The organism is Shewanella sp. OMA3-2, from assembly GCF_021513195.1.
Classification (GTDB): Bacteria; Pseudomonadota; Gammaproteobacteria; order Enterobacterales; family Shewanellaceae; genus Shewanella.
Genome location: NZ_CP090974.1, coordinates 1,911,638 through 1,935,441 on the forward strand (window position 1 = coordinate 1,911,638; position 23,804 = coordinate 1,935,441).

The following is a 23,804-nucleotide window of genomic DNA, read 5'->3' on the forward strand; positions in this document are numbered from 1 at the left end:
TTTCCAGGCGCCAAATTGACTCGAAACATTTCTCTGAAAAGAGAGTGATAAGCCCGTTACTAACGCAACGGGCTTTTTTACGTCTGCGATTTAAGGATAGCATTTGAGCATAAAAATAGTGTGGCCGATATGCCCATGTGGGAATAGGTCATTTCCAGGCGCCAAATTGACTCGAAACATTTCTCTGAAAAGAGAGTGATAAGCCCGTTACCGATGTAACGGGCTTTTTTACGTCTGCGATTTGAGGATAGCATTTGAGCATAAAAGTAGTGTGGCCGATATGCCCATATAAGGATAGGTCATTTCCAGGCGCCAAATTGACTCGAAACATTCTCTGAAAAGAGAGTGATAAGCCCGTTATTAACGTAACTGGCTGTTTATGTCTATCATTTGCAATTATGTCTATTATACTAAAGATACCCACTGTATTTATTTACTACTATAAACTGATCACGGACACAAATATTGTGAAACAATTAGCTGACCTAGTGCATACTTGGCAAGATAAGCTACTGAAATTGAATACATTAACCGATGCACATTTTGTTATGTGCTTTAATGATGAGGTGTCAGTATGGGCTCCTAAGATAATATCATCTAATTCATTGTCGGTATCACAACAAGATTGTTTGCATCAGAAGTTGTCCCCTTTGCTTTCAATTGATAGTTATGCATCAGGTTTACTGTCCGAAAATATCGATATAACTCCTTTTGTACATTTTTCGTCATTATTTTTTCCGGCGCTGTATAACAATGTATTCGCTGTTTTTACTATTGATGATGATTCAAAGGCTAATAGCTTATTATTTAGTTTATTAGTGAGCCAGTTTGAGTCAGATTTACTGGCCATAACCGCCAATGATACTGTGCGAGATCAGAATTTTATTGTTCAAGAAGTTATTGATTCATTTGATGAACATATTTGGATTAAAAGTACTGATGGGTATTATTTGTCGTGTAATCATAGTGCGGAAAAAACATGGAAAAAAAGTAAGTTTGATATTATTGGTAAGACAGATCATCAGATTTTTGATAAACGAACCGCTGATTTATTTATTGAAAGTGATAAACACGCTATATCAGCTGGAAAAAGTATTATTGTTGCTGAATGCGAAGACTTTGATTTATCAACTAACAAGGTGTGGTTAGAAACGGTTAAATCGCCTATTTATCGTGCTGGAAAGGCGATTGGGGTTTTGGGGTTTACCTGGAATATCGCCAAGCATAAAGCTGCTGAAGAGCAATTAATGCTGGCTGCATGTGTGTTTGAGAATTCACTTGAAGGGGTCATAATTACCGACGCTGAAGGTTTGATCTGTAATGTTAATCAGGCCTTTACGGATATCACAGGTTATCAACTGGATGAGGTTAAAGGTAAAAGTCCTAGTATGTTAAGTTCTGGTAGACACAGTAAGAGCTTTTTTTCCAAGATGTGGAATACCTTACTAGTTTTTGGTAAATGGCATGGTGAAATTTGGAATCGGCGTAAAAATGGTGCTGTTTTTCCTCAAGCTATAACCATCAGTGCTGTTTATGATCAAGACAACAGTGTGAAGTTTTTTGTGGGAATTTTTGCTGATATTTCTCTATTGAAACAAACCGAAGAAAAACTTAAAAATTTAGCCTATGTCGATCCACTGACTAATCTACCCAACCGAATGCAATTTGTGACTAATCTTGAGCAAGAAATAAATCATGCCGCACGAAATAACAAGCAACTAGCGGTATTGTGCGTCGACATCGATTTTTTTAAAAATATTAATGAAAGTTTAGGTCATTTGATTGGCGATGACATTATTGTCGAATTATCTAAGCGATTATCTTTCGCTTTATCGGACTTTGATATTTTGGCACGTCTGGGCAGTGATGAATTTGTTGTGCTATTACCCAATATTTCAGGCACAGATTCTGTTCTATCAAGTATTAGTCAATTACGACGAGTTTTTGAACGACCTTTTATTGTTGATAACTCACCGTCTATTCGTTTGACCGCCAGTATTGGAATATCTATTTATCCTAATGATGGGGTAGATGCCAATGGGTTACTTCGCAATGTTGACGCCGCTATGCACCGTGCCAAATTGAACGGACGCAATAGTTATGCTTTTTATAACGAGAGCATGACAATAGAGTCAATTGAGCAGTTAAAATTACAATCAGCATTACATCAAGCCATTATTAATAATGACTTTTATCTTGTTTATCAACCTAAAATAAATTTGTCTAATGGTCAAACTCAAGGATTTGAAGCTTTGATCCGGTGGACAGACTCAGTGCTTGGTAATATACCGCCTTCAGAGTTTATCCCGCTAGCTGAGAAAATAGGCTTAATTAATGATATTGGGTTATGGGTATTAAAAACAGCGTGTATACAAGGGGTTAATTGGCTGGCGCAAGGTAATAAATTTAGTCGGATCTCTGTCAATGTGGCCAGCTTACAGTTACAGCAAAGTGATTTTGTCGACAAAGTGAAGCAGATATTATTAACCTCTGGTTTATCAGCTAATTACTTAGATTTTGAAATAACCGAGTCATGTATGATGAATAATCAAGCTGAGGTCATTAAGGATCTTAAGCAACTGTCTGCTATGGGGATTACTATCAGTATTGACGACTTCGGCACAGGTTATTCTTCGTTAAATTATTTAAAAAAATTACCGTTAAATATCTTAAAAATAGATCAATCGTTTGTACGCGATATTCCAACTGATGTGAATAATACCGCGATTGCAAAAGCGATTATTGCACTTGGTCATGCTTTGAATTTACAGATAATAGCTGAAGGCGTTGAAACGGAAGAGCAAGCGACATTTTTACGCGATAGTGGTTGTGATTTTGCTCAGGGGTATTTGTACAGTAAACCTAAACTAGCTGCTGATTTAGACGATTTTTTTTAGCTGGTTAACCGTAAAATGATTAGTTCTATACAAAGTTGATTCACTAATAATCATTTTTGGCATGAGTTGTATGCCGACCCCGTTAAATCTGCTGCTGATTAACCTACATAAGACTTATCTTATGGTTTTTTGGGTTTATATTTTATGTTTACTCGCTCATAGAGTGACTTTTGTTTAGAATGTTGTCCTCATAGTCCTTTGGCCATTTGCTAATAGGAACTGATTCACACTGAGGTGGACTGTTTTTCCGCCTAGGAGCTTTAATGCAACTGTTTGTAAAAGATTTAACCGTAATCGACTTTTCTTATCTTTGCCCAATTCGCGGTATGATCGGCGAAAGCTGGATTGTTGATGTGCTGCTTGATGGTGGATTAGACGAACAAAATATGGTGCTTGATTTTTCTAAAGTCAAAAAAACCATTAAAAATACTATTGATGATGTTGCCGATCACCGTTTGTTAATTCCAACGGCGTGTAGCGAAGTTAGATGGCAACAGCAGGGTGACAGAGTATGGATGGATTTTGCCAGTCAAAAAGGCGATATTCATTTGGCTTGCCCATCGCAAGCCTTTGCGTTAATACCAACAGAAGTCATCGATTTTGAAAGTGTGAATGACTTTTTACAAAAAGCCCTTCGCGAAGCATTACCTGATAATGTGCAAGATATTAACATAACGCTACGTAATGAAGTGCTGAGTACGCCTTATTATCATTACAGCCACGGTTTGCGTAAGCATGACGGTAATTGTCAGCGCATTGCCCATGGCCATCGTAGCCCTGTGACCATATTTGAAAATGGTATTGCTGCGCCTAAATGGGACGAATATTGGGCTGAGCGCTGGCATGATGCTTATTTAGGCACTGAAGAAGATATTGTCCCTATTGCTGATCTTCAATTATCAAAACAAGCTAATGTCACAGATGATACCCATTACGGTTTTCATTATGTCGCGCCGCAGGGAGATTTTCAGTTAGCCATGCCTAAAAATTGTTGCGATATTATTCCCCATGACACCACAGTTGAGTTGCTGGCCGAATATATGGCAGTCACTTTGGCGGCTAAAGTGCCTGAAAGTCATTTTAAAGTGATTGCCTATGAAGGCATTGGCAAAGGTGCTATTGCTGTCAGAGGATAGACTTTAGCAATAGATAAAAGTCATCATTATTTGTTATATAGCTGTTTGTTATTTGGGGAAACCATAAATTGAGTACGATGAAATTGTCCGCGCTAGCTTGCTGTGCTTTATTATCAAGTGTGCTTATTTCTACCGCTAGCGCTGAAATTACCTTCCAAGGTCAATTTGAACAAGGTGCATTAGTGCGCGGCACTGTGCCTGTAGGTAGTGCTATTAAGCTCAATGGTGAATTGATAAAGGTTACACCGAAAGGGCAATTCGCTATAGGTTTTGATCGTGATGCTAAAGCTGAGCAAATGTTAGAGGTGACCTATCCAACAGGATTAACTGAGCTTAAGCCTATTAAAGTCGCTAGCCGTGAATATAAAATTGATCGTGTTACCGGTATTAGTACCACCATTATGAAGCCTGATCCGGTTGCGCAAAAACGTGCCGCTGAAGATGCTAAGCAAACCTTCGCTGCCCGTGAAACCTTTATTGAACAAGACGCTTTTATGCAGGACTTTATTTGGCCTGCAACCGGTCGAATTTCTGGGGTATATGGCAGTCAGCGTGTGTATAACGATGTGCCAGGTAACCCACATTTTGGCGTTGATGTTGCCAGACCAACCGGTACCGTGGTTGTGTCTCCTGCTGACGGCGTGATTACCTTAGCAGTAGCAGATATGTTTTATTCGGGTGGCACGTTGATTATTGATCATGGTTATGGTGTCAGTTCGACATTTTTACATTTAAGTAAGTTATATTCAAAGGTTGGCGATAAAGTCACTCAAGGTCAAAAGTTGGCTGAAATTGGTGCAACAGGCCGCGTGACCAGGCCACATTTAGATTGGCGTTTGAACTGGTTTCAAATGCGTTTAGATCCTGTCTCTATCGTGCCATCGATGTCGAGTGTGTTAGCTGCGGAAAAAGCAGCTAAAAAATAATGCTTTGATAGGCTAAACAGCATTAATAAGATTGTTAAAAATGGAGAACTCAGAGGTTCTCCTTTTTTATTGGTATGTATCTAGAAGGTCCACTTTACAGAGCGAAGCCTAGAAGGTCCACTTTACAGAGCGAAGCTTAGTCGCCTGTTAGTTCACCAATAACCGTAAAAGGTTAGGGCTTGTTGATCTTTCAAGGTTTTTTTACAGCGAATAGTTGGTCATTTGTACAAGTCAGAGACTTTGTGGTGTCGTTATTCTATATAAAAAGCCGATAACGCAGTAAAAACGATTAACAAACGCTGCACGAAAGGGTTGGCTAAAAACGTTTTACTCTTTGTTGAATGCATCTGTGTGAATAAAGAGTTGCTTAGATGTCTAGGCATCAATCCATTCGCTTCAATTAAAACGTTTTTAACTCGAACAAAATTCAACCAGCAAAGATCAACAGGCCTAGTTCGCTTGTTCACTGTCGATAATTTTTTGAATATCGTGAGTATGTACTTTGACACAAATGCCATTCGCCTTAAACGCGATGGTGGGGTTGGCCAAACGCTCGTTATCACCTTTAGGAGAGCTAAGTTTAACCTTTATATTCGTTTCCCCCGCTATTACAGCTGCAAGTTGCGGTATTTTCGCTATTAACTGGGATGCTAAATCATCACAGGTTTGCGCATTTGACGGAAAAACTAACTCCACATGCTCCCAACCTTCCACTGGATACATTTTATCTGATGGAAAGGGCAGTTCAACGCAGGCAATAGCTGTGGTCCCCATCAGCAAAGGTTCAGATAGTTTAATGATTAAAATGGGGCGACCATTAATCATATTATTTGAAATAATTTTACCTTGCTGAGCAAACTCATCTGCAAGTGCTTGGGCGGTTTGGTTATTATTGACACGTAAAGCGGCGTGATCACAAGCTAACGACAGCGAGGTTAATCCAAGCTGCTTGATAAAAGCTTGGATTTGTAAGCTAAAGTTTGGCCAAGTATGTTGTAAAATGCTGTAATTCATAAAGAGTCCAAAGGCTTGGGTTGTTTAGATGGCCTGTTGACTATGGCCAAATCTCAATGGGCGTGCCTTCATCAATCATGCGCCACAATTCATCCATTTCTTTATTGGTTACGGCAATGCAACCGTTAGTCCAGTTGTATTTTTGCGCCTCTTCAGGTGACATCGATGAGCGAGGGTTTTGACCGTGGATCATTATCATTCCCCCAGGGCTAATACCTAAAGCCTGCGCACGAAGCTTGTCTTCATCATTGGGATATGAAATATGGATAGATTTGTAAAATGCACTGTCAGGTTTTTTATAGTCAAGAACATATCGTCCTTGCGGCGTACGTTGATCGCCTTCTTTTAATTTATGTCCCTGTGGGGCATCTCCCATTGCAATAACGTAGGTTTTTAATACTTTGCCATCGCGCATAATTGACATACGAGATTCGGACTTATTGACCACCACTAAATCGATTTTAGCATGTGGCTGAACTGAAGAAGCACTGGCAAAAAATGGGCAAGTAATACTGAGGGCGAAAAACCAATAACGCAAGTGCATGATATCTCCGTATAATGAATATTATTATTTTTATAAAGCGTGTAAATTAGCTGTTTCACTCGGCTAATCAGTTAATTGAAATGATTTTAACGTTATCCGTTTGTAAATGGTATGGTTATGTCAGATATCTTTTTTCAGGGCTTGAGCTAAACGGGTATGAACGAAGCACACTTAGAAGACTCGCCGCTAAAACAGCGTTTGCGAACTATCATTTTTGGCACTGATACTGCTGAGGGTAAAGCGTTTGATATTGCGCTTTTACTCTCAATTGTCGCGAGTATATTGCTGATAAGCTTAGATACTATTGACAGTTTACATGCTGATTATGGTGAACTGATTCTCATTGGTGAATGGATATTTACCATCATATTTACCCTTGAATACGCACTAAGGCTTTATTGTTCGCAGAATCGCTTACATTATGCCCGCAGTTTTTTTGGCATAGTTGATCTATTGTCTATTTTGCCAAGTTACCTGGCATTGGTATTTCCTGGGGCAAATTTTGCACTGGCGATTAGGGTATTAAGATTATTTAGGGTATTTAGAGTATTAAAGCTACTGCGCTTTCTTGCCGACGGTAATTTATTATTAAAAGCCATGCTGCAATCAAGTCGAAAGGTGTTTATATTTTTCTTTTCGGTGAGCTTGATAATATTAGTGTTAAGCGTGGTTATGTATGTAGTTGAAGGCCCTAATAACGGTTTTAGCTCAATTCCTAAATCTATGTATTGGACTATTGTTACCATAACCACAGTGGGATATGGCGATATCACTCCACAAACGCCGCTAGGGCAAGCTATTGCTGCGTTAACCATGTTGATCGGTTATTCAATCATCGCCATTCCTACTGGTATTTTAACTGCCGAAATTTCTCAAGAAATGGTCAAAATACGCGATCTGCGTAAATGCAGTAATTGTGGCAAAAAAGGTCATGATAATGATGCCCAGTTTTGTAATCACTGTGGCAGTGAGCTGGAATCGCTGGCCTCGTTAACTCAGCCATAATGTTTTGTTCTTTATAGGCCAAATAATGCTGTATAAACCCAATAAAGTCGTATAAGTTAATCGCGATCATTTAAGAGGATATACATGACCACAGCCAAGTTTGTAGAAGGTCCGATTTTACGACATATATTAGTGATGAGTTCTACTGCCGCGGTGGGGATTTCAGCATTATTTGTAGTCGATTTATTAGATATCTTTTTTTTAAGTTTACTTGGTGAGCAAGAGCTTGCGGCTGCAGTGGGTTATGCTGGCACCATTTCATTTTTTACCACCTCGATTGGGATCGGATTATCTATTGCAGTAGGTGCTTTGGTTTCAAGATCAATAGGGGGAAAAAACAGTGCTCAAGCAAAACGCTTATTTTTAAACAGTGCCGTGGTGACATTCATTATCAGTGTGTTAGTGGCATTGATCATTATTAGTTTTATCCCTGAGTTACTCAACCTCGTAGGTGCCAAAGGTTATACCGCTGAACTTGCACAAAGTTATTTATATATATTAGTGCCATCGTTACCGGTAATTTGTCTTGCTATGGCACTGGGCGGAGCGCTTCGAGCAGTAGGTGATGCCAAGTTGTCGATGATGTCGACATTAACTGGCGGCGGCGTTAATGCGGTACTCGATCCGATTTTTATTTTTGTATTCGCTATGGGAATAGAAGGCGCCGCTATTGCATCGGTTTTATCACGCTTTGCAGTCTTGTTTATCGCAGGGCATGGGGTTTTGATTAAGCATCAGCTGGTTGGCAAATTTAACTTTGATGAGTTCAAGCAAGATTTACCGATTATTTTTGCGATTGCAGGACCAGCAATGTTAGCCAATATAGCAACACCAATAGGCAATGCGGTAGTGACCCGTGCTATTGCTGATTTTGGTGACAGTTATGTCGCTGGTTGGGCTATTTTAGGCCGGTTGATCCCGGTTAGTTTTGGGATGATTTTTGCGTTATCCGGAGCCGTCGGGCCGATTGTCGGACAGAATTTTGGGGCTAATGAATTCGAGCGAGTTAAACAAAGTTTGAATAAAGCGATTCAGTTCTGTGTGATTTATGTTGTCAGTGTATCGCTCATTTTATTCTTACTTCGTCATCACATTGTCAGTGGTTTTGATATGAAGGGTGATGCAGCAGAGCTGATATTGTTCTTTTGTCAGTATATCGCCGTGTTTTTCATTTTTTCGGGAATTTTGTTTGTCGCCAATGCCTCTTTCAATAACTTGGGCAAAGCTAAATACTCGACCTTTTTTAATGTGGGTAAAGCAACGATAGGTACGATTCCATTTGTCTACTTTGGCGCGCTGTGGGGCGATGTTTACGGCGTATTAATTGGTCAGGTAATCGGTTCAATTATTTTTGGTATTGCCAGGGTGATAATGGCCTACCGATTAGTGGATAAATTATCACATACTGCTATAGCTGAATTGTCTGCGCAGGTTTTTACTAAACCAGAAGCGTTACCTTTAAACAGCACAACTATCTCTTCACCATTGTCATCAGCATCTGCTCAAATGGCTCAGTTAGATGATGAGCCCCTGTGTAAGCAATTAGGTGGAACAGATGATAAACCTAAACCCACTTAAGCCTAATGAGTGTACGTAAGTTTGATGCAGATTCATTCAATACCCAGTGGTTTATCAATATACTGGGTACTGAATTAAATGATTATCAGTGTGTTAAGTGAATAAGTAATGTGATAAATCAGTGTTAGGTTCAATCGGCACTTCTTGTTGTTCTCCCTGAAACAAATAACCGAGTTTATTACCCACTAATGTCAGCTTATCACCAGCTAATTTAAGCGCAGTACCTTCTTGAATGGCAATAATAGGGGTGAGCGGATCCACTTGAGTAAATTCATACAAACGCTGGGCACGGGTTTCGCCATTATGTCCAGGTGCTTGATAATTACTGTAATGTGGATTGATTTGAAACGGCACCAGGCCGATAGCCGTAAAGGAAGGCGGCTCTATAATTGGCATATCGTTAGTGGTACGAATAGATAAACCAGCAATGTTAGAACCAGCACTCCAGCCCACATAAGGCTTGCCTTCACTGACCTGCTGTTTAATCAGATTAATGAGGTCATAGCGATATAATTCATTGATTAATTGAAACGTATTACCGCCACCGACAAAAATCCCATCGGCATCTTTTATGGCTTGCTTTGGATCGCCATACTCATCAATGCTACTAATACTTATGGGTAGGTTAGCTAAGCCTAGGCGGACTTTTTCTAAATAGTCACTGTAGCTCATGCCAACACCAGCATAAGGAATAAATAACCATTTTTGCCCAGCAACACACAATGGTTTTATAAGCTCAACAGCATGTTGTAAATAGGGGGTATCGCCCACTCTAGAAGCGCTTAGTAATAAAACATTAACGGGCATAAAATATCCTTTTTATCTTTAGGGTCTGTTGATCTTTCAAAGTTGTTTTTGCAGCGAATTGTCGGCCATTTGTACAAGGCAGAGACTTTGTGGTGTCGTTATTCTACATAAAAAGTCGATAACGCAGTAAAAATGACCAACAAGCGCTGCTCTAAGGGGGCGGCTAAAAACGTTTAACTCTTTGTTGAATACATCTTTGTGAATAAAGAGTTGCTTAGATAACTAGGCATCAATCCATTCGCCTCAATTAAAACGTCTTTACTTGAACAAAATGCAACCAGCAAAGATCAACGGGCTCTAATAAATACAATCGATTAAAGACATATTAACAAAGTTCATCGCCGCAAGATAATACAGATGGCTTTACTGTTTTACGATAGAAAGTTTAAGTTTCAATTAAGTATCTGTACCTAAAATCTGCACGTAATTATGTATCTTGGTTGATTAAATCATATTTAATCTGTAATACCTTGAAAATCATTTTACCGGACATATTATGTCTGTAGAATGTATCGATATCGGCAATCTTGCCAACACAGGAGCTAAAATGAAGCGTATCTTTTTGTTAATTGCGACCAACATGGCAATTTTGCTAGTGGCCTCAATTGTGATGTCTATTCTAGGGGTTAACACTTCTACTATGAGTGGATTATTAGTGTTTGCTGCCATTTTCGGTTTTGGTGGCGCCTTTATCAGTTTAGCCATTTCAAAATGGATGGCAAAGAAAACCATGGGTTGTGAAGTGATCACCAATCCACGTGATAACACCGAACGCTGGTTAGTTGAAACCGTGGCTCGACAAGCTGAGCAAGCGGGCATTAAAATGCCAGAAGTGGCTATTTACCAATCTCCAGAAATGAATGCTTTTGCCACAGGTCCAAGTAAAAATAATTCATTAGTTGCGGTCAGTTCTGGTCTACTTTATGGCATGACTCAGGACGAAATTGAAGGTGTTCTAGCCCATGAAGTAAGCCATGTTGCTAATGGCGACATGGTGACTTTAACCTTAATTCAAGGTGTGGTGAATACCTTCGTTATTTTTGCTGCACGCGTCGTTGCAGGCATTATTAATAATGTGGTGTCTAGCAACAGTGAAGAAGGTGAAGGCTTAGGTATGTTTGCCTATATGGGCGTAGTGTTTGTATTAGATATGTTGTTTGGTATCTTAGCGTCAATCATAGTGGCTTACTTTTCTCGTATTCGTGAGTTTAGAGCCGATGAAGGCGCTGCACGTTTAGCGGGTAAAAATAAGATGATTGCAGCGCTTGAACGTTTGAAGACTGGCCCAGAAGCAGGTGCAATGCCAGCTCAAATGTCGGCTTTAGGTATTAGCGGTAAGCGTTCAATGGCTGAGTTTATGATGAGCCACCCACCACTGGAAAAACGTATTGCTGCGTTAAAAAACAGCTAATATTAGCACTAGAATAGACCACCAAACTGGAGCCTTGTGCTCCAGTTTTTGTTTTATTGCCTTTATTGTAAATGGATTGATATAGCGCCCATTTTAAGTTCACTCTTAATGCTAACGTCTTGTTATAGGGGGACAGTTGCTTAACTGCAGTTGTTGGACTAAATTGGATTTAAGTTAGCCAAATCACCCTAATAAAACCCTAGTTGTGAATCATTATTATCCTATTAAAGGCTATTGTGATTGGGTGAATAAAAGGAGATTTATATGAAAAACACATTATTATCTTGCCTATTTACGGTTTGCGTTGCGCTGTTTACTTTTTCTGTCGATGGGTTTGCCGCACAAGAAAACTTAGCGGATTATCATACAGGCATGAATGGATGTGAGAGTTGTCATGCTAATGGCGAGCCTTCTGTTGACGGCGGATATGAATTTGAGCAGTGCCAAAGTTGCCATGGATCGCTAGCTGGAATGAGCGATAATCATAAACCGCATGATAGCATGTTGTTGTGTGTAGATTGTCACGCGGTACATGAAGTAAATGTGGCTGAGCAACCTACTTGTGAAGCGTGTCACGATGATGGTCGTGTCGCAAAATAACGATATAGCATAAAGTGTTGGTGCTTGGATAATACCGACATTTCCAGTCACATTGTAATCGATTTTATCTGCTTTAAATAACACCTCTATAAAGTCATCGCTTTCTAAACTAATATCCCTATAAGTCAAAACACCTCTAAAGTGGCATTTAAATGCTTTTTTCAATAGGGTGCGCAAGTCTGGTGCATATTATTGCACTTTGGTTGCACAATTTTATATTGTCTCCCTAAGTAAATTTATAAAATACCTTTTATTTCAACGTATTTTAGCCGCAAAAAAAGCCAATGGCGCTAAGCTGGTGGTAATCGATCCTTTATCAACAGCAACCGCTAAGCAGGCCTATTTACACTTGGCAATAACCCCTGGTGCTGACTTAGCATTATTTGTCGGCTTGCTGGGTTTTATAGCGGATAGCAACACGCTTAATCACAGTTACATTGGTGCTCACACCGAAGGTTTTGCTAACAGCCGACTGCCCGTTTGTGGTGGTGTCTGAAGTCAGCCCTGACTCTGATACGGCTAAACTGGCAGATATTACTCCCTGCCCAAAGCTGGTCTGAAAAGTGTGGCACAGTCACCAATAGCGAGCGCACTATTACTCGTCAGCGTGGTTTTATTACTGCCAAAGGCCAAGCTAAACCAGATTGGTGGGCAGTAAGCCAAGTGGCGACTAAAATGGGCTTTAACGGTTTTGAATTTGAACATAACGCTGCGGTATTTACCGAGTTTGCTTTACTCAACGCCACAGTGAAACAGGCATAGCCTGCTAAAGTGTTTAATCTTGCTGGTTTATCTGAATTAACTAAAGCACAGTATGATGATTTAGCACCAACACAATGGCCTTTAAGCTAGTGACTACCTTAGCTATGTCTGTGTTGGCGTATTATTTTTATATCAACTGCTTACTGTTACTTCTGTTAAGTTTTCGATAGCGTTAGAGATATAAATATAAACAAAAGTGACAATTGCACTCTTTTGGCTAATATTTAATGTAATACTAATTTGGTACTTTAATGCTTTAGCGTTTCATCTAGGCTGATGAAGCAGCACTGTATGTTAGTCCGTTTACAAGGAGAGGTAGATAATGTTTAAAGTAGCCAACTGGATGGTAGTGTCACGATCGCATTTATTGATGGATTTATTGGCAGTGCGATGGCCACAAGAATTTTTAGTTAAATTAACCTGTGTGCAGCCAGGTAACATGGCCGACTTTTTTGCGGTACAGAAATGCAGCTTAGTTGTTTTTGATTTGTCGACCATAGATTTACAACAAACCTACCAATTACAACGAGTGATTGAAAGGGAATTAACCGATACCAAAACCGTGTTTATCAATTTTCCAAAACAAGTCGATGCAAAATTTTTGATCAACCCTAAGACCACGTTGGGTGTTTTTTATACTGATGCGACTTTAACCAATATTGGTATAGGGCTGGAAAGTATTTCAAAAGGGCAAAGTATTATACCTGCGAGTTTACAAGCAGATTGTAATAATCTAGACAGTGAAAATGATAATGATAACCTCACCATTAGAGAGCGAGAAGTATTACAGGCATTATTATCTGGTAATACTAACCTTGATATCGCCAATAAATTATTTGTGAGTGAATCAACAATTAAGACCCATTTGTACCGCGCATTTAGAAAAATTGGTGTTTCAAGTCGTGGTCAAGCCATTGCCTGGGCTCAAACTCATGTTCATGAAGTGATGGTTTAGTTTAATGACTAGGTTTAATGACTAGGTTAATTAGCTTAGAAGATATCACCTCTAACACGATATCTTCTAAGGCTAATACTTAAGTGATTCATGCTTAATCACTAGGCATTAGGGGTTAAGTTATTTTGCCTGTTGAGCAAGCCAAAGTTTGACCAAGTTATTATCTTTAATCTTCAACACCACAGTATCTTTAACCGCCGCTTGAACCACTAAACTACCTTGCATCAATTCATCACGTCTAAACCAATGCAGTTTAATTGACTCATTAATAGGGTAGTGTTGCAGTTGCTGCTCAAATTGACCGTTTACTTGTAAATTATCCGCGGCTATTAATAAGTCACCCGCACTTAAGCCAGCTTGATGGGCAGGACTATCTTGGGTGACAGCAAGTATTTTTAACCCCAGTCCTTCCGCTTTAACACGAGCCCCAAAGCCAATTTTAAAACCTTTGGCTTTACTGCCGCCAGTGTCACTGCTGCCTTCACTGCTTCGCAGGCTCATTTCAACACCCACTTTAGCCAGTAAGTCAGCTAAAGGCAGATCCTCTGTGTTGTATAAAAAGCTAAAAAGATCATCACAATTACGATTTAATAATGACTCAACAATGCGTTGATGACTTTGATTATCAGTGCCTTTTTCGGTTAAACCGTACTCTTGCCACAGAATACGCATTACATCATCCAAGCTTTTTTTGCCCTGGGTTTCAAGCCTTAGGGTTAAGTCTAACAGTAACGCAAATAATGCCCCTTTGGTGTAATAGCTGACAATGGCATTAGCGGCATTTTCATCTTGTTTATAAAACTTAGTCCAGGCATTAAAACTTGATGACGCTAAACTTTGTTTAAAACGACCTTGACCGCGATAAACGCGAGTCATGGTTTCACTCAATAAAGTTAAATAGCTTTCCTGGTCAATACAGCCACTGCGATAAGTGATTAAATCATCAAAGTAAGAGGTGATACCTTCATAAGCCCATAACTGCTCAGTGTAGCTTTCTTGGGATAAATCAAATGGGGTAAATTGTTCTGGCTTAATCCGTTTTACATTCCAACTATGGAAGTATTCATGGCTACAAAGGGACAAGTAAGTGCGATAGCCAGTTTCTACTTCACCTTGTTCGCTTTTAGGTAAATCATTGCGTGAACACATTAATGCCGTTGAGGCTTTATGCTCTAACCCACCAAAGCCGTTATCTAATACTGTGGTCATAAACACATAGCGTTTAAAAGGTGCAGGGGTGTTAAAAAAAGCGATTTGATATTCACAAATAGCGCTTAAATCTTGCTTTAAACGAGCCATATTAGCGCGATGCTTACCACTTAATACAATATCGTGCGGCACACCCGCCGCTAAAAAAGTGTCAATGGTTAAGTCGCCCATTTCAACGGGGTGATCAATTAAGTCCTGGTAGTTTTCAGCGGTAAACTGGCCAAAACCAAATTGTTGCCCCGATGAGCGTGTCATGCTGGTGGCTAACTTCCACTGGGCTAATTCATTCAACGCTGGTGGCGCTATCGTAACCTGTTGAGGGTGATGCTCTAATCCATTGGCGGCCAGAAACACCGAACTACCATTAAAAAAACCATGGTTAGTATCAAGGTGAGCAGTGCGCACCGATAAGTCCCAAGCATACACTTGATAACGTAATGTAATTGTGGCGGTTTGATTATCTACTTGCCATGTCTGTTTATCGAGTTGAGTGAAGTCTATTTGTGCATCATGTTCATCAAAAAATTGAATGTCGATGATGTTTTTAGCAAAATCACGGATCATATAACTGCCCGGTAACCAAGCGGGTAAACTGAATATTTGATGCTGTTGAGCATTATTTAATGTCGCGGTGACAGCAAATAAATGGGCTTTAGGGTCGATGGCATGAATGTGGTGATGCATAACAGGTCCAGTCACTAGAAACGATAATGCACACATGCTGCCAAAATTGCTGGGTTTACGCAAACGGCTGCAATCAAAAAGCATCATTAGCGGTTATATTTATTGAAAAATACTATAAACTTAAACCTATCGACACTCTGTCATTCAACATGGCTATCGCAAAAAGGACACTCAAATGGCTGAAGAAACCATTTTTAGCAAAATTATTCGTCGTGAAATTCCTGCAGACATTCTTTACCAAGACGAATTAGTCACTGCGTTTCGTGATATTTCACCGCAAGCCCCGACGCATATTTTGATTATTCCTAACCATTTAATTGCTACCGCAAATGATGTTAAAGCATCGGACGAATTAGCCTTAGGTCGCATGATGACAGTTGCGGCCAAGCTTGCCCATGAAGCTGGCATTGCCGAGGACGGCTATCGATTGATCATGAACTGCAATAAACATGGTGGCCAGGAGGTGTATCATATACATCTTCATTTGTTAGGCGGTGAGCCACTTGGACCTATGTTGAGTCGTGGCTAATGAAAATCAATTCTGACTTTTTCCCGTTAACGGAAGTGGCTACCTGGTTTATTAATCAATTAGCCCAATGCCGTCGTTTAGGCTTGTCGGTTAAAGAAGCCAGCGAGCACCATGTACTAATTGAGCTGCCTTATAGCCAAGATATTATTGGTTATCCAGATACAGGCGTTATTCATGGTGGCGTTATCACCACATTGATTGATACAACCTGCGGCACCGCGGTAGTTTGTGCCATTTTAAAAAAATATCAAACCTTAGAAATTTCACCCACACTCGATTTACGTGTCGATTACATGAAACCCGCTGAGCCACACAAAGCAGTGTATGCGTTTGCTGAATGTTATCGACTATCCTCTAGCGTCGCTTTTACCCGCGCAATCGCTTATCAAGACAGCATTGATGAGCCTATTGCCCACGCCGTTGGCACCTTTATGCGTATCAGTCCTGAAATGGTCGGCGAAGAGTTTCGTCAGGCATTAATGGGCAATTTACCGGAGGCCAAACATGACTGACTCTAAAACCTTAGTAACCCAAAAAGAGACTCCAGACACAGCAGCCTCTTTAGATGTTAGAGATGTGGTAAAACGTGCGATTGAACTGAATGACTACAGTTATTTACTGGCCAAAGTGCCGTATTCACAATTTATTGGTATGTCGGTTGAGCGTTTTGGCGATGAAATGGTATTTAAATTACCTGCTAAGGATGACAACATAGGAAACCCTATATTGCCAGCCATACACGGCGGGGTAATAGCTGGTTTTATGGAAATGTCAGCAATTGTGCAATTAATGGTGTTTATGCAAGCCAAAAAGGTGCCTAAAATTGTTGATTTTTCCATTGACTATTTACGCGCCGGTTTACACCAGGATACCTTTGCTGAGTGTAAAATTACTCGCCAGGGACGCAGAGTGGCAAACGTGAGCATTAATTGTTGGCAAACCAATAGAAAACAATTAATTGCGACGGCTAGAGCGCACTTTTTAATCGAATAACTTAATGGGGTTTACAATGAATATCAAAAAATTAACAGCTTATTTTGTATTATTTACCAGTTTGTTGTTATCAGCCTGTGCTAATCATACAGCGGGTATTTCAGTTAACTCCCAGGGCGAAGTGCGAGTCGACAACAACAGTTTTAGCCGACAAGTATCTGTCACTAATGTTAATGAACGCCAAACAGCAGATTTAATTCAAGCGGTTGCACAAATCAATAGCTTAGTTGCAACCGATTTACGCTTACAGTATAAATTCACCTGGTTCGATGCCAGCGGTTTTACCATTGAAGATGAATCTACTAGCTGGAAGTCACTTAAGTTACACGGCAAACAACAAATGCAAGTTAATGCGGTAGCTCCTAATGCCACAGCCACTCGATTTGAAGTGTATATTCGCCAGGCCTTTTCAAATTAAGTGATCATTTAGGCAACGGTTTGTTGATATTTCACGGTTATCAAAGGTTAACAAATCTGAGTTTATGAAAGCCAGCATTTGCTGGCTTTATTTTTAGTCATAAAAAAGTATTAGTTTTGCCTGCTAGCGAGCTAAATTTAAGATATAATCCTTTCCGCCAAGGGGTGTTTTACTGGTTGAGTCTTATATTTAACCAGAAAACTGAGATATCAAAAGATGAACCCTTAGAACCTGATCCGGCTTATACCGGCGTAGGAATGGGCCACTTCGATCTCATGGATGTGCACTTCTTTATCGCTACTTGCCGGATCTCAAACTTAATATTTGAGGTCCTATGCTCCCTGTAAAAAATATCTTCCCAGTAAAATCATCACTCGCATTCGCTGTATTTACTGCGCTTTATGCCACCAATGGTATTGCAGCCACTGGATCTATTGAGCGCACAGCACCTGAATCTGACAAGATGGAGGTGATTGTCGTCAATGCAGATTTTAGTAATATCAGTCTTGATAAAATGCCTTCAAGTGTCACGGTTATCAATGCCCAGCAATTAGAAGATGAAGGGGCGCAGCATTTTGAAGATGTATTAAACTCTATCGCTAACTTTAACTGGTCGGGTGGTAGCTCACGTCCAAAATACTTCCAAATACGCGGTATTGGTGAACAAGAACAATACCAAGGTGCACCAAACTCATCGGTTGGATTTATTGTTGATGATATTGATTTATCAGGTCTTGGCATGGTGTCAAGCATGTACGATATGCAACAGGTTGAAGTATTACGTGGTCCACAAGGCACACAATATGGTGCCAATGCATTAGCTGGTTTAATTTATCTTAAAAGTAATGACCCAACAGATACCTTCGAACATGGCGCTAAAGTCAGTTTAGGTGATGATAATCTGCAAACTTTTGCCGGTTTTAGCTCCGGCCCTATTACAGATTCAGGAAAACTGCTTTATCGCGTATCCCTGGAAAAACATGATCAAAATGGTTACAGAAACAACAGTTATTTAGGCCTTGACGATAGCAATCAACGTGATGAGCTTACCACCCGAGCAAAATTACGTTGGTATGCCACCGATGTTGTACAAGCAGACTTAACCTTATTACACGCTAATTATAACAATGGTTATGATGCATGGACTCTTGATAATAACGGCTTTGATACTTCAACGGATCAACCAGGTATTGATAATCAAAAAACCACTGGCGTAGGGTTAAAACTGTCGTTCACTGGGGCTAAGTATTTTGAACTAACCTCATTAACCTCATTTGCGCAAACCGATCATGAGCATGGCTATGACGGTGATTGGGCTAACCCAGATTATTGGGGCAGTAAAACCTGCAATGAATATGATGATGATTGGAATGTCATCGGTTCTGCCCCTTGTGTTTACGATTATACCTGGAACAAAAAAGGCGATCGTAGCACTGTTTCACAAGAGTTTCGCTTCACATCAAACCAGGCAAGCCGAATTTTTAATGACTCAACTGACTGGTTAGTTGGCTTGTATGCCATGAACCTTCAAGAAGACAATGACTTATATTCTGAGTACAACACCTGGCCCGATGAAGTGCTGCAGTCAAACTATGATGCGTCTAATTTTGCCGTGTTTGCACAACTGGATAGCCATTTAAGCGATGACTATATACTTTCTAGCGGATTACGCCTTGAGCGTCGTAACAGTGAATACTCAGATACTAATAATGACAATTTCAAGCCATCTGAAGACATGTGGGGTGGCCATATAGCCTTGTCTAAAGCGCTTAACGCGGCACACAACGCTTATGCGAAAGTAGCGCGCGGTTACAAGGCGGGTGGGTTTAACATGACTCTGCCTACTGAATTGGCTGATAAAAAACAATTTGATACTGAAATTTTATATAACTATGAATTGGGTGTTAAGTCAGTTTGGTTAGCGGGGGCAATTGATACTAATGTTGCGCTTTTCTTTATGGACAGAGAAAATCAGCAAGTTGCGGCGTCGTTACAAGACCCTGAAAATCAACAGCGTTTCATACTATTTACTGAAAATGCAGGCAGCTCAAGTAACTATGGCGCCGAACTTGATTTGAATTGGTATGCCACTGAAAACATTCAAGTGTATGGTAGTTTTGGCTGGTTAGAAACAGAATATGGTGAATATAACTACCAAGATAAAAATGGCACTGTTGTCGATTTATCAGGTCGTGAGTTAGCTCACTCCCCTAACTTTACCTACAGCGCGGGTGTGACTTATCTGGCTGACTCAGGTTGGTTTGCCAATATTAATACTAGCGGTAAAAGCGACTTCTATTATTCAGACAGCAATGACTCCCAATCAGAAGCTTACAACATAGTAAACACTCGTCTAGGTTATGAAACCCAAACTTGGTCGGCCTATTTATGGGGACGTAATGTATTTGATGAAAACTATGGTGTGCGTGGATTTTACTTTGGTAACGAGCCCGACATTGATTGGGCTGATAAGCAATATATTCGCTACGGTGATCCCCGTCAGATTGGCGTAACCTTTGATTATAAATTTATGTAATTTTTTAATTGAGCTCATTTGCATTGTTTGTTGGTGTTAGACGTTGTTAAGTGAGCTTATAGATTGTCGCGCCTGGTATCGTCAGGCGCGACAAATCCCATTTGAGGTGAGATATGAAATTAACTGCAGAAATTAGCATGTATCCATTTAACGAAAATTACCTAGACCCTATTAAGTGGTTTATTGGCCGAGTTGACAGCTATAGCAATATTGAGCGAGTAACCAATGCTATGGCGACACAGATCTGTGGTGAATATGCCGATGTCATGTCGATGTTGGCGATTGAAATGCAAGCAGCGCATGTTAAGTGGGGCAAAGCGGTATTTGTATGTAAGTTTATTGGTGGTGAACTTGATTTAGCCCACAGTGAGTAATGTTTATGTTTGAATTTAGCCAAACTATAAGCCAGGCCTTAAATGACATTAGCGCTATGACAGCCTGGGAAGCCGTTGCGGTGATATTAGCTGTGGTGTACTTAGCGTTAGCTATGCGCACCAATATTTGGTGTTGGGCTGCAGCCTTTATCAGTACGGCAATTTATACGGTACTTTTCTGGAAAGTGTCTTTGTTAATGGAGTCAGTGCTTAATATTTATTATATGGCGATGGCAGTTTATGGTTATTGGATGTGGATGCAGCAACCTAGTAATAGTCCAGAACATGCAATTGTTGACAGTGGATCTACTATTGTCAGTTGGTCGTTCAATACACATATTATGTTGATATCAATGACATCAATTGTATCAGTTATTGTGGGTTACCTTATGGCAACCTACACCCAAGCATCATTTCCTTATCTAGATGCTGCAACCACTTGTTTTGCAATTATGACTACGTTTTTGGTGGCCAAAAAGGTACTTGAAAATTGGTTCTATTGGATTGTTATCAATACGCTATCAATCTATTTGTACTTTAGTAAAGGTTTAATGCTGACGACTGCACTGTTTATACTTTATGTGTTTATGGCAGGGGTTGGATACTTTATGTGGCGTAAAACATGGCTTACAGAAACAGATTCAACTTCAGAACCGCTATCTCAAAATGGTTGAATTAGAAGCGCTAGTTGCTCAGTCAGCATTAAACTTATTGCCTGATAATGTTGTCAGCTTGCTGCTCGAGCTTGTACCTGCTAATCAACTGGGAGAATTAGCTCAACATTGCGTCGGTGTTGAGCACTTGTCAGGAGGGTTGAGCAATCAGAATTACCTGCTTAAATGCCAATTTGAACAGGTGCAAAAATCACAAGTACTAAGAGTTAATCAAGCAGATGCAGTATGGTGTTCTCGTCAAGATGAAGTGGCAAGTTGGCGCCATGCTCAAGAAAAAGCAATAGCACCTAAATTACATTTTTACAGTGATAACTATGAAATTTATCTCAGTGATTTTATTACCGAAACTACACCTTGGAATAAAGCTTATCATGAGTATGGTGTTAATACCCCTCGTCAGAGTGAGCTACTCATAGGCACATCAAAATCACAACCTGTTATGCAACTGCTTAATGTATTAAAAGTATTATCAACGCTGCCTTTACCTGAAAAAAAGGTGAGTATACAACAGCAATGGCAAGAGTATCAGCTGCAGCTTACAGACTCTTTTCAGTACCAAACTGCTGAATGGCAACACTGTTTTAAGCAAATAAACAATCAAAGCGAAATGGTTAAACAGTGGTTTTATGCGTTAGAGGAATGTTTAATTGCGCCGACTTTTTGCCATAGAGATTTAACTCCCTTTAACTTGTTGTTGAACACTAGCGGCTATCAAAGTGCAGATTTAGCCAAATTAATCTGTATTGATTTTGAATATGCAGCCACCAGTCATCCTCTTGTTGATTTAGCTTCAATATTGGCAACCCATAGTTTATCCACACAACAAACAGATACTCTGTTGCAAGCCTATTTTCAATGGCAAGCACAAACGGCATCTCCCTCATTGAATGATAATGCCGCTAAATGTGTAGCATATGCGATAAATTGTTATTGGCTATTTTGTGCTATGTGGGCTTTATTGATGGCAAGAGATAATCGCCAAAGCTTTCAGCCCTTGTACCATAGATATTATTCATTAATTGATTTTAGCAGCCCACAAATCAGAACGTAGAAAATAGCCATTCACTGCTGCAAAATGTCTCTTCAAAGATCAACAGCCCTAAGAATATATATTGTCCAGTCTTGCTGAGTTTTGGTTTGAATGCGTTTTTTGAAATATTATTGGCTTATGCAGGGTCTTATCTAGGGCAATCGTTGATTTTTGCTGGTTTGTTGCAGCGAAGATCAACCGGCCCTAATCATACCTATTTAAATATTATTTCAGACATGGTTCAAGCGCTAGATTGTTGAAACGTCCGTGTTAATGAAAGGAAGCAAGATGCAAATATTATTTGTTTTATATCAAAAGATACTTCACAAGCTGGCTTATATTGAGGGGCTTGCGCCACTGGCACTACGAATTTACCTTGCGCCAGTATTGATGCAAGCTGGATACAATAAATTAGCCCATTTTGAAGATACAGCGACCTGGTTTGGTCATCCTGATTGGGGACTTGGCCTGCCAATGCCTGAAGTCATGGCCGCTTTAGCTGCTGGGACTGAATTTATCGGTGGATTTTTGTTACTTATTGGATTAGCAACAAGGCTGATAGCATTACCTTTGATAGCAACAATGGCAGTGGCAGCTTTTGCAGTTCATTGGCAAAATGGCTGGTTAGCCATTGCTGATGGTAACTCATGGCTTGCTAATGACAGAGTGCTAGAGGCTGGAGATAAATTAGCCGCGGCTAAAGCTATTTTGCAGCAACATGGCCATTATGAATGGCTAACAAGTTCGGGTAACTTTGTGATTTTGAATAATGGTATTGAGTTTGCTATTACCTATTTGCTAATGCTATTAGCGCTACTGTTTATCGGCGGAGGGCGTTTCGTCAGTGTCGATTATTATATTCAGCGCTTTATGGCCAAAACTACCTAGATATTATTCATGGAATGAGGATGAGTAATGGTATTAGGCTTATTTAACCTCAATTAAACCTAATGTAAATATCCCACCAAACCGGTGGGATATTTGTTATTATCAGCCCAAGTAAAGTCATCAGTAGGACAAATATTTTGAAAGCATCTGAACTCTTATTAACTCGCCAGTCTAGCCCAAGGCTAACCACTCCAGCACCAACGATAGAGCAACTTGACTTTATTCTTAATGCCGCAGCTCGTGTACCTGATCATGGTGGATTAACGCCATGGGAGTTTATTATTGCTCAGGGTGATGGCCTGACTCGTCTTGCTGAAATATTTGTCAGTGCAGCAAAAAAGTCACAAGCCGATGAAGCATTAATCGAAAAAGCTGAAAAAATGCCCTTTAGAGCGCCATTGGTTATTACTGTGGTAGCCAAAACCCAAGTTCATCCTAAAGTGCCTATGTTAGAGCAACACATTGCAGCAGGTTGTGCAGCAATGGCGATGCAGCAAGCAGTATTTTCATTAGGTTTAGGGGCTGTATGGCGCTCGGGAGATTTTGCTTTTGACAGAAACGTGCATCAAGATTTAGGCTTGAATGACAATGATCAAATAGTCGGCTTTTTATATATAGGTACGCCAACAGTAACGGCGCCAATAAAGTCACTTAAAGAGGGACGTCAGTTTGCGCGCTTTTTGTAGTAAGTAAATACTTTGTAGTGCGTAAATACTAAGGGGCGTTATCTAGCCCTTTATACTTGAAAGCCTTGTATGTGCTGTATATTACCTTGTGAGCACATACATTTGGGCTTTAATGCTTACGATATGATTTAAGATAAGATTTACTGAG

Annotated in this window: 24 protein-coding genes and 1 riboswitch; of the genes, 20 read left to right on the forward strand and 4 right to left on the reverse strand. The window is 40.0% G+C overall.

The features are described 5' to 3' along the window. Positions 1–467: 467 nt before the first annotated feature. The 3 genes from L0B17_RS08445 to L0B17_RS08455 all read left to right on the forward strand — a co-directional run bounded on the left by L0B17_RS08445 (position 468) and on the right by L0B17_RS08455 (position 4,959). Positions 468–2,897, forward strand: coding sequence for a sensor domain-containing protein (locus tag L0B17_RS08445; RefSeq protein WP_235089268.1), 2,430 nt, complete (start codon positions 468–470; stop codon positions 2,895–2,897). A 263-nt stretch (positions 2,898–3,160) separates the two neighbouring features. Continuing rightward, positions 3,161–4,033: a 6-carboxytetrahydropterin synthase gene (locus L0B17_RS08450; protein WP_235089270.1), complete on the forward strand. Its 873-nt coding sequence runs from the start codon at positions 3,161–3,163 to the stop codon at positions 4,031–4,033. A gap of 77 nt (positions 4,034–4,110) precedes the next feature. After that, the gene (locus tag L0B17_RS08455; protein ID WP_235089271.1) at positions 4,111–4,959 is read left to right on the forward strand and encodes a M23 family metallopeptidase; all 849 of its coding nucleotides are present in this window, start codon (positions 4,111–4,113) and stop codon (positions 4,957–4,959) included. 450 nt (positions 4,960–5,409) lie between these two features. Here the strand turns inward: L0B17_RS08455 and L0B17_RS08460 are convergent, their stop codons facing one another. Together L0B17_RS08460 and L0B17_RS08465 are read right to left on the reverse strand one after the other, a co-directional pair. Continuing rightward, complete coding sequence (locus tag L0B17_RS08460) at positions 5,410–5,973, reverse strand: VOC family protein (protein ID WP_235089272.1); 564 nt, start codon at positions 5,971–5,973, stop codon at positions 5,410–5,412. Between the two features lie 40 nt (positions 5,974–6,013). Further along, positions 6,014–6,517: a L,D-transpeptidase family protein gene (locus tag L0B17_RS08465; RefSeq protein ID WP_235089275.1), complete on the reverse strand. Its 504-nt coding sequence runs from the start codon at positions 6,515–6,517 to the stop codon at positions 6,014–6,016. A gap of 156 nt (positions 6,518–6,673) precedes the next feature. Between L0B17_RS08465 and L0B17_RS08470 the strand changes: the two genes are divergently transcribed. Next, positions 6,674–7,522 carry an ion transporter gene (locus tag L0B17_RS08470; RefSeq protein WP_235089276.1) on the forward strand — a complete coding sequence of 283 codons (849 nt, stop codon included), beginning with the start codon at positions 6,674–6,676 and terminating at the stop codon, positions 7,520–7,522. Positions 7,523–7,606: 84 nt separating this feature from the next. Beyond that, positions 7,607–9,100: an MATE family efflux transporter gene (locus L0B17_RS08475; protein WP_235089277.1), complete on the forward strand. Its 1,494-nt coding sequence runs from the start codon at positions 7,607–7,609 to the stop codon at positions 9,098–9,100. Between the two features lie 93 nt (positions 9,101–9,193). Here L0B17_RS08475 and pepE read toward each other — a convergent pair whose 3' ends face one another. Continuing rightward, a complete protein-coding gene (pepE, locus tag L0B17_RS08480; protein WP_235089279.1) occupies positions 9,194–9,907 on the reverse strand; it encodes a dipeptidase PepE in 714 nt (237 codons plus the stop codon). Positions 9,908–10,454: 547 nt separating this feature from the next. Here pepE and htpX point away from each other — a divergent pair. The 5 genes from htpX (at position 10,455) to L0B17_RS08510 (ending at position 13,635) form a co-directional block, all read left to right on the forward strand. Next, on the forward strand, positions 10,455–11,318 hold the full coding sequence (gene htpX / locus L0B17_RS08490) for a protease HtpX (protein WP_235089698.1): 864 nt from the start codon (positions 10,455–10,457) through the stop codon (positions 11,316–11,318). Between the two features lie 264 nt (positions 11,319–11,582). Further along, positions 11,583–11,918 (forward strand): cytochrome c3 family protein, encoded by a 336-nt coding sequence (locus L0B17_RS08495; RefSeq protein ID WP_235089281.1) that lies wholly within the window; start codon positions 11,583–11,585, stop codon positions 11,916–11,918. 298 nt (positions 11,919–12,216) lie between these two features. Further along, complete coding sequence (locus L0B17_RS08500; protein ID WP_235089283.1) at positions 12,217–12,414, forward strand: hypothetical protein; 198 nt, start codon at positions 12,217–12,219, stop codon at positions 12,412–12,414. Continuing rightward, positions 12,399–12,680 carry a molybdopterin-dependent oxidoreductase gene (locus tag L0B17_RS08505; protein ID WP_235089284.1) on the forward strand — a complete coding sequence of 94 codons (282 nt, stop codon included), beginning with the start codon at positions 12,399–12,401 and terminating at the stop codon, positions 12,678–12,680. Before L0B17_RS08500 ends, L0B17_RS08505 begins: the two co-directional genes overlap by 16 nt. Positions 12,681–13,002: 322 nt before the next feature. Then, positions 13,003–13,635, forward strand: coding sequence for a LuxR C-terminal-related transcriptional regulator (locus tag L0B17_RS08510; protein WP_235089286.1), 633 nt, complete (start codon positions 13,003–13,005; stop codon positions 13,633–13,635). 120 nt (positions 13,636–13,755) lie between these two features. Here the strand turns inward: L0B17_RS08510 and L0B17_RS08515 are convergent, their stop codons facing one another. Next, complete coding sequence (locus L0B17_RS08515; protein WP_235089288.1) at positions 13,756–15,528, reverse strand: M61 family metallopeptidase; 1,773 nt, start codon at positions 15,526–15,528, stop codon at positions 13,756–13,758. A gap of 175 nt (positions 15,529–15,703) precedes the next feature. Between L0B17_RS08515 and hinT the strand changes: the two genes are divergently transcribed. The 10 genes from hinT (at position 15,704) to L0B17_RS08565 (ending at position 23,656) form a co-directional block, all read left to right on the forward strand. Next, positions 15,704–16,057, forward strand: a complete 354-nt coding sequence (gene hinT / locus L0B17_RS08520; RefSeq protein WP_235089290.1) for a purine nucleoside phosphoramidase — start codon at positions 15,704–15,706, stop codon at positions 16,055–16,057. Then, positions 16,057–16,569, forward strand: a complete 513-nt coding sequence (locus L0B17_RS08525) for a PaaI family thioesterase (protein WP_235089292.1) — start codon at positions 16,057–16,059, stop codon at positions 16,567–16,569. Before hinT ends, L0B17_RS08525 begins: the two co-directional genes overlap by 1 nt. After that, positions 16,562–17,050: a PaaI family thioesterase gene (locus L0B17_RS08530; protein ID WP_235089294.1), complete on the forward strand. Its 489-nt coding sequence runs from the start codon at positions 16,562–16,564 to the stop codon at positions 17,048–17,050. Before L0B17_RS08525 ends, L0B17_RS08530 begins: the two co-directional genes overlap by 8 nt. A 22-nt stretch (positions 17,051–17,072) precedes the next feature. Next, on the forward strand, positions 17,073–17,468 hold the full coding sequence (locus tag L0B17_RS08535; protein ID WP_443019945.1) for a YcfL family protein: 396 nt from the start codon (positions 17,073–17,075) through the stop codon (positions 17,466–17,468). Between the two features lie 150 nt (positions 17,469–17,618). After that, positions 17,619–17,743: riboswitch (TPP riboswitch) on the forward strand. A gap of 59 nt (positions 17,744–17,802) precedes the next feature. Further along, positions 17,803–20,004, forward strand: a complete 2,202-nt coding sequence (locus L0B17_RS08540; RefSeq protein ID WP_235089297.1) for a TonB-dependent receptor — start codon at positions 17,803–17,805, stop codon at positions 20,002–20,004. Between the two features lie 113 nt (positions 20,005–20,117). Beyond that, on the forward strand, positions 20,118–20,378 hold the full coding sequence (locus L0B17_RS08545; protein WP_235089299.1) for a YkoF family thiamine/hydroxymethylpyrimidine-binding protein: 261 nt from the start codon (positions 20,118–20,120) through the stop codon (positions 20,376–20,378). A 5-nt stretch (positions 20,379–20,383) separates the two neighbouring features. Next, entirely contained in the window at positions 20,384–21,052 is a 669-nt protein-coding gene (gene pnuC / locus L0B17_RS08550; protein ID WP_235089301.1) for a nicotinamide riboside transporter PnuC, read from the forward strand. Continuing rightward, positions 21,045–22,103, forward strand: coding sequence for an aminoglycoside phosphotransferase family protein (locus tag L0B17_RS08555; RefSeq protein WP_235089303.1), 1,059 nt, complete (start codon positions 21,045–21,047; stop codon positions 22,101–22,103). The genes pnuC and L0B17_RS08555 overlap by 8 nt, the downstream gene beginning before the upstream one ends. A gap of 267 nt (positions 22,104–22,370) precedes the next feature. Beyond that, complete coding sequence (locus L0B17_RS08560; protein ID WP_235089305.1) at positions 22,371–22,970, forward strand: HvfX family Cu-binding RiPP maturation protein; 600 nt, start codon at positions 22,371–22,373, stop codon at positions 22,968–22,970. A 137-nt stretch (positions 22,971–23,107) separates the two neighbouring features. Next, positions 23,108–23,656 carry an NAD(P)H nitroreductase gene (locus L0B17_RS08565; protein ID WP_235089306.1) on the forward strand — a complete coding sequence of 183 codons (549 nt, stop codon included), beginning with the start codon at positions 23,108–23,110 and terminating at the stop codon, positions 23,654–23,656. Positions 23,657–23,804 lie beyond the last annotated feature (148 nt).

Bases quoted from the DNA above. Each gene is read 5' to 3' on its own strand.
- L0B17_RS08450 (WP_235089270.1), top strand. From the start codon at position 3,161: ATGCAACTGTTTGTAAAAGATTTAACCGTAATCGACTTTTCTTATCTT.
- L0B17_RS08455 (WP_235089271.1), top strand. From the start codon at position 4,111: ATGAAATTGTCCGCGCTAGCTTGCTGTGCTTTATTATCAAGTGTGCTT.
- L0B17_RS08460 (WP_235089272.1), bottom strand. From the start codon at position 5,973: ATGAATTACAGCATTTTACAACATACTTGGCCAAACTTTAGCTTACAA.
- L0B17_RS08465 (WP_235089275.1), bottom strand. From the start codon at position 6,517: ATGCACTTGCGTTATTGGTTTTTCGCCCTCAGTATTACTTGCCCATTT.
- L0B17_RS08470 (WP_235089276.1), top strand. From the start codon at position 6,674: ATGAACGAAGCACACTTAGAAGACTCGCCGCTAAAACAGCGTTTGCGA.
- L0B17_RS08475 (WP_235089277.1), top strand. From the start codon at position 7,607: ATGACCACAGCCAAGTTTGTAGAAGGTCCGATTTTACGACATATATTA.
- pepE (WP_235089279.1), bottom strand. From the start codon at position 9,907: ATGCCCGTTAATGTTTTATTACTAAGCGCTTCTAGAGTGGGCGATACC.
- htpX (WP_235089698.1), top strand. From the start codon at position 10,455: ATGAAGCGTATCTTTTTGTTAATTGCGACCAACATGGCAATTTTGCTA.
- L0B17_RS08495 (WP_235089281.1), top strand. From the start codon at position 11,583: ATGAAAAACACATTATTATCTTGCCTATTTACGGTTTGCGTTGCGCTG.
- L0B17_RS08510 (WP_235089286.1), top strand. From the start codon at position 13,003: ATGTTTAAAGTAGCCAACTGGATGGTAGTGTCACGATCGCATTTATTG.
- L0B17_RS08515 (WP_235089288.1), bottom strand. From the start codon at position 15,528: ATGCATCACCACATTCATGCCATCGACCCTAAAGCCCATTTATTTGCT.
- hinT (WP_235089290.1), top strand. From the start codon at position 15,704: ATGGCTGAAGAAACCATTTTTAGCAAAATTATTCGTCGTGAAATTCCT.
- L0B17_RS08525 (WP_235089292.1), top strand. From the start codon at position 16,057: ATGAAAATCAATTCTGACTTTTTCCCGTTAACGGAAGTGGCTACCTGG.
- L0B17_RS08530 (WP_235089294.1), top strand. From the start codon at position 16,562: ATGACTGACTCTAAAACCTTAGTAACCCAAAAAGAGACTCCAGACACA.
- L0B17_RS08540 (WP_235089297.1), top strand. From the start codon at position 17,803: ATGCTCCCTGTAAAAAATATCTTCCCAGTAAAATCATCACTCGCATTC.
- L0B17_RS08545 (WP_235089299.1), top strand. From the start codon at position 20,118: ATGAAATTAACTGCAGAAATTAGCATGTATCCATTTAACGAAAATTAC.
- pnuC (WP_235089301.1), top strand. From the start codon at position 20,384: ATGTTTGAATTTAGCCAAACTATAAGCCAGGCCTTAAATGACATTAGC.
- L0B17_RS08555 (WP_235089303.1), top strand. From the start codon at position 21,045: ATGGTTGAATTAGAAGCGCTAGTTGCTCAGTCAGCATTAAACTTATTG.
- L0B17_RS08560 (WP_235089305.1), top strand. From the start codon at position 22,371: ATGCAAATATTATTTGTTTTATATCAAAAGATACTTCACAAGCTGGCT.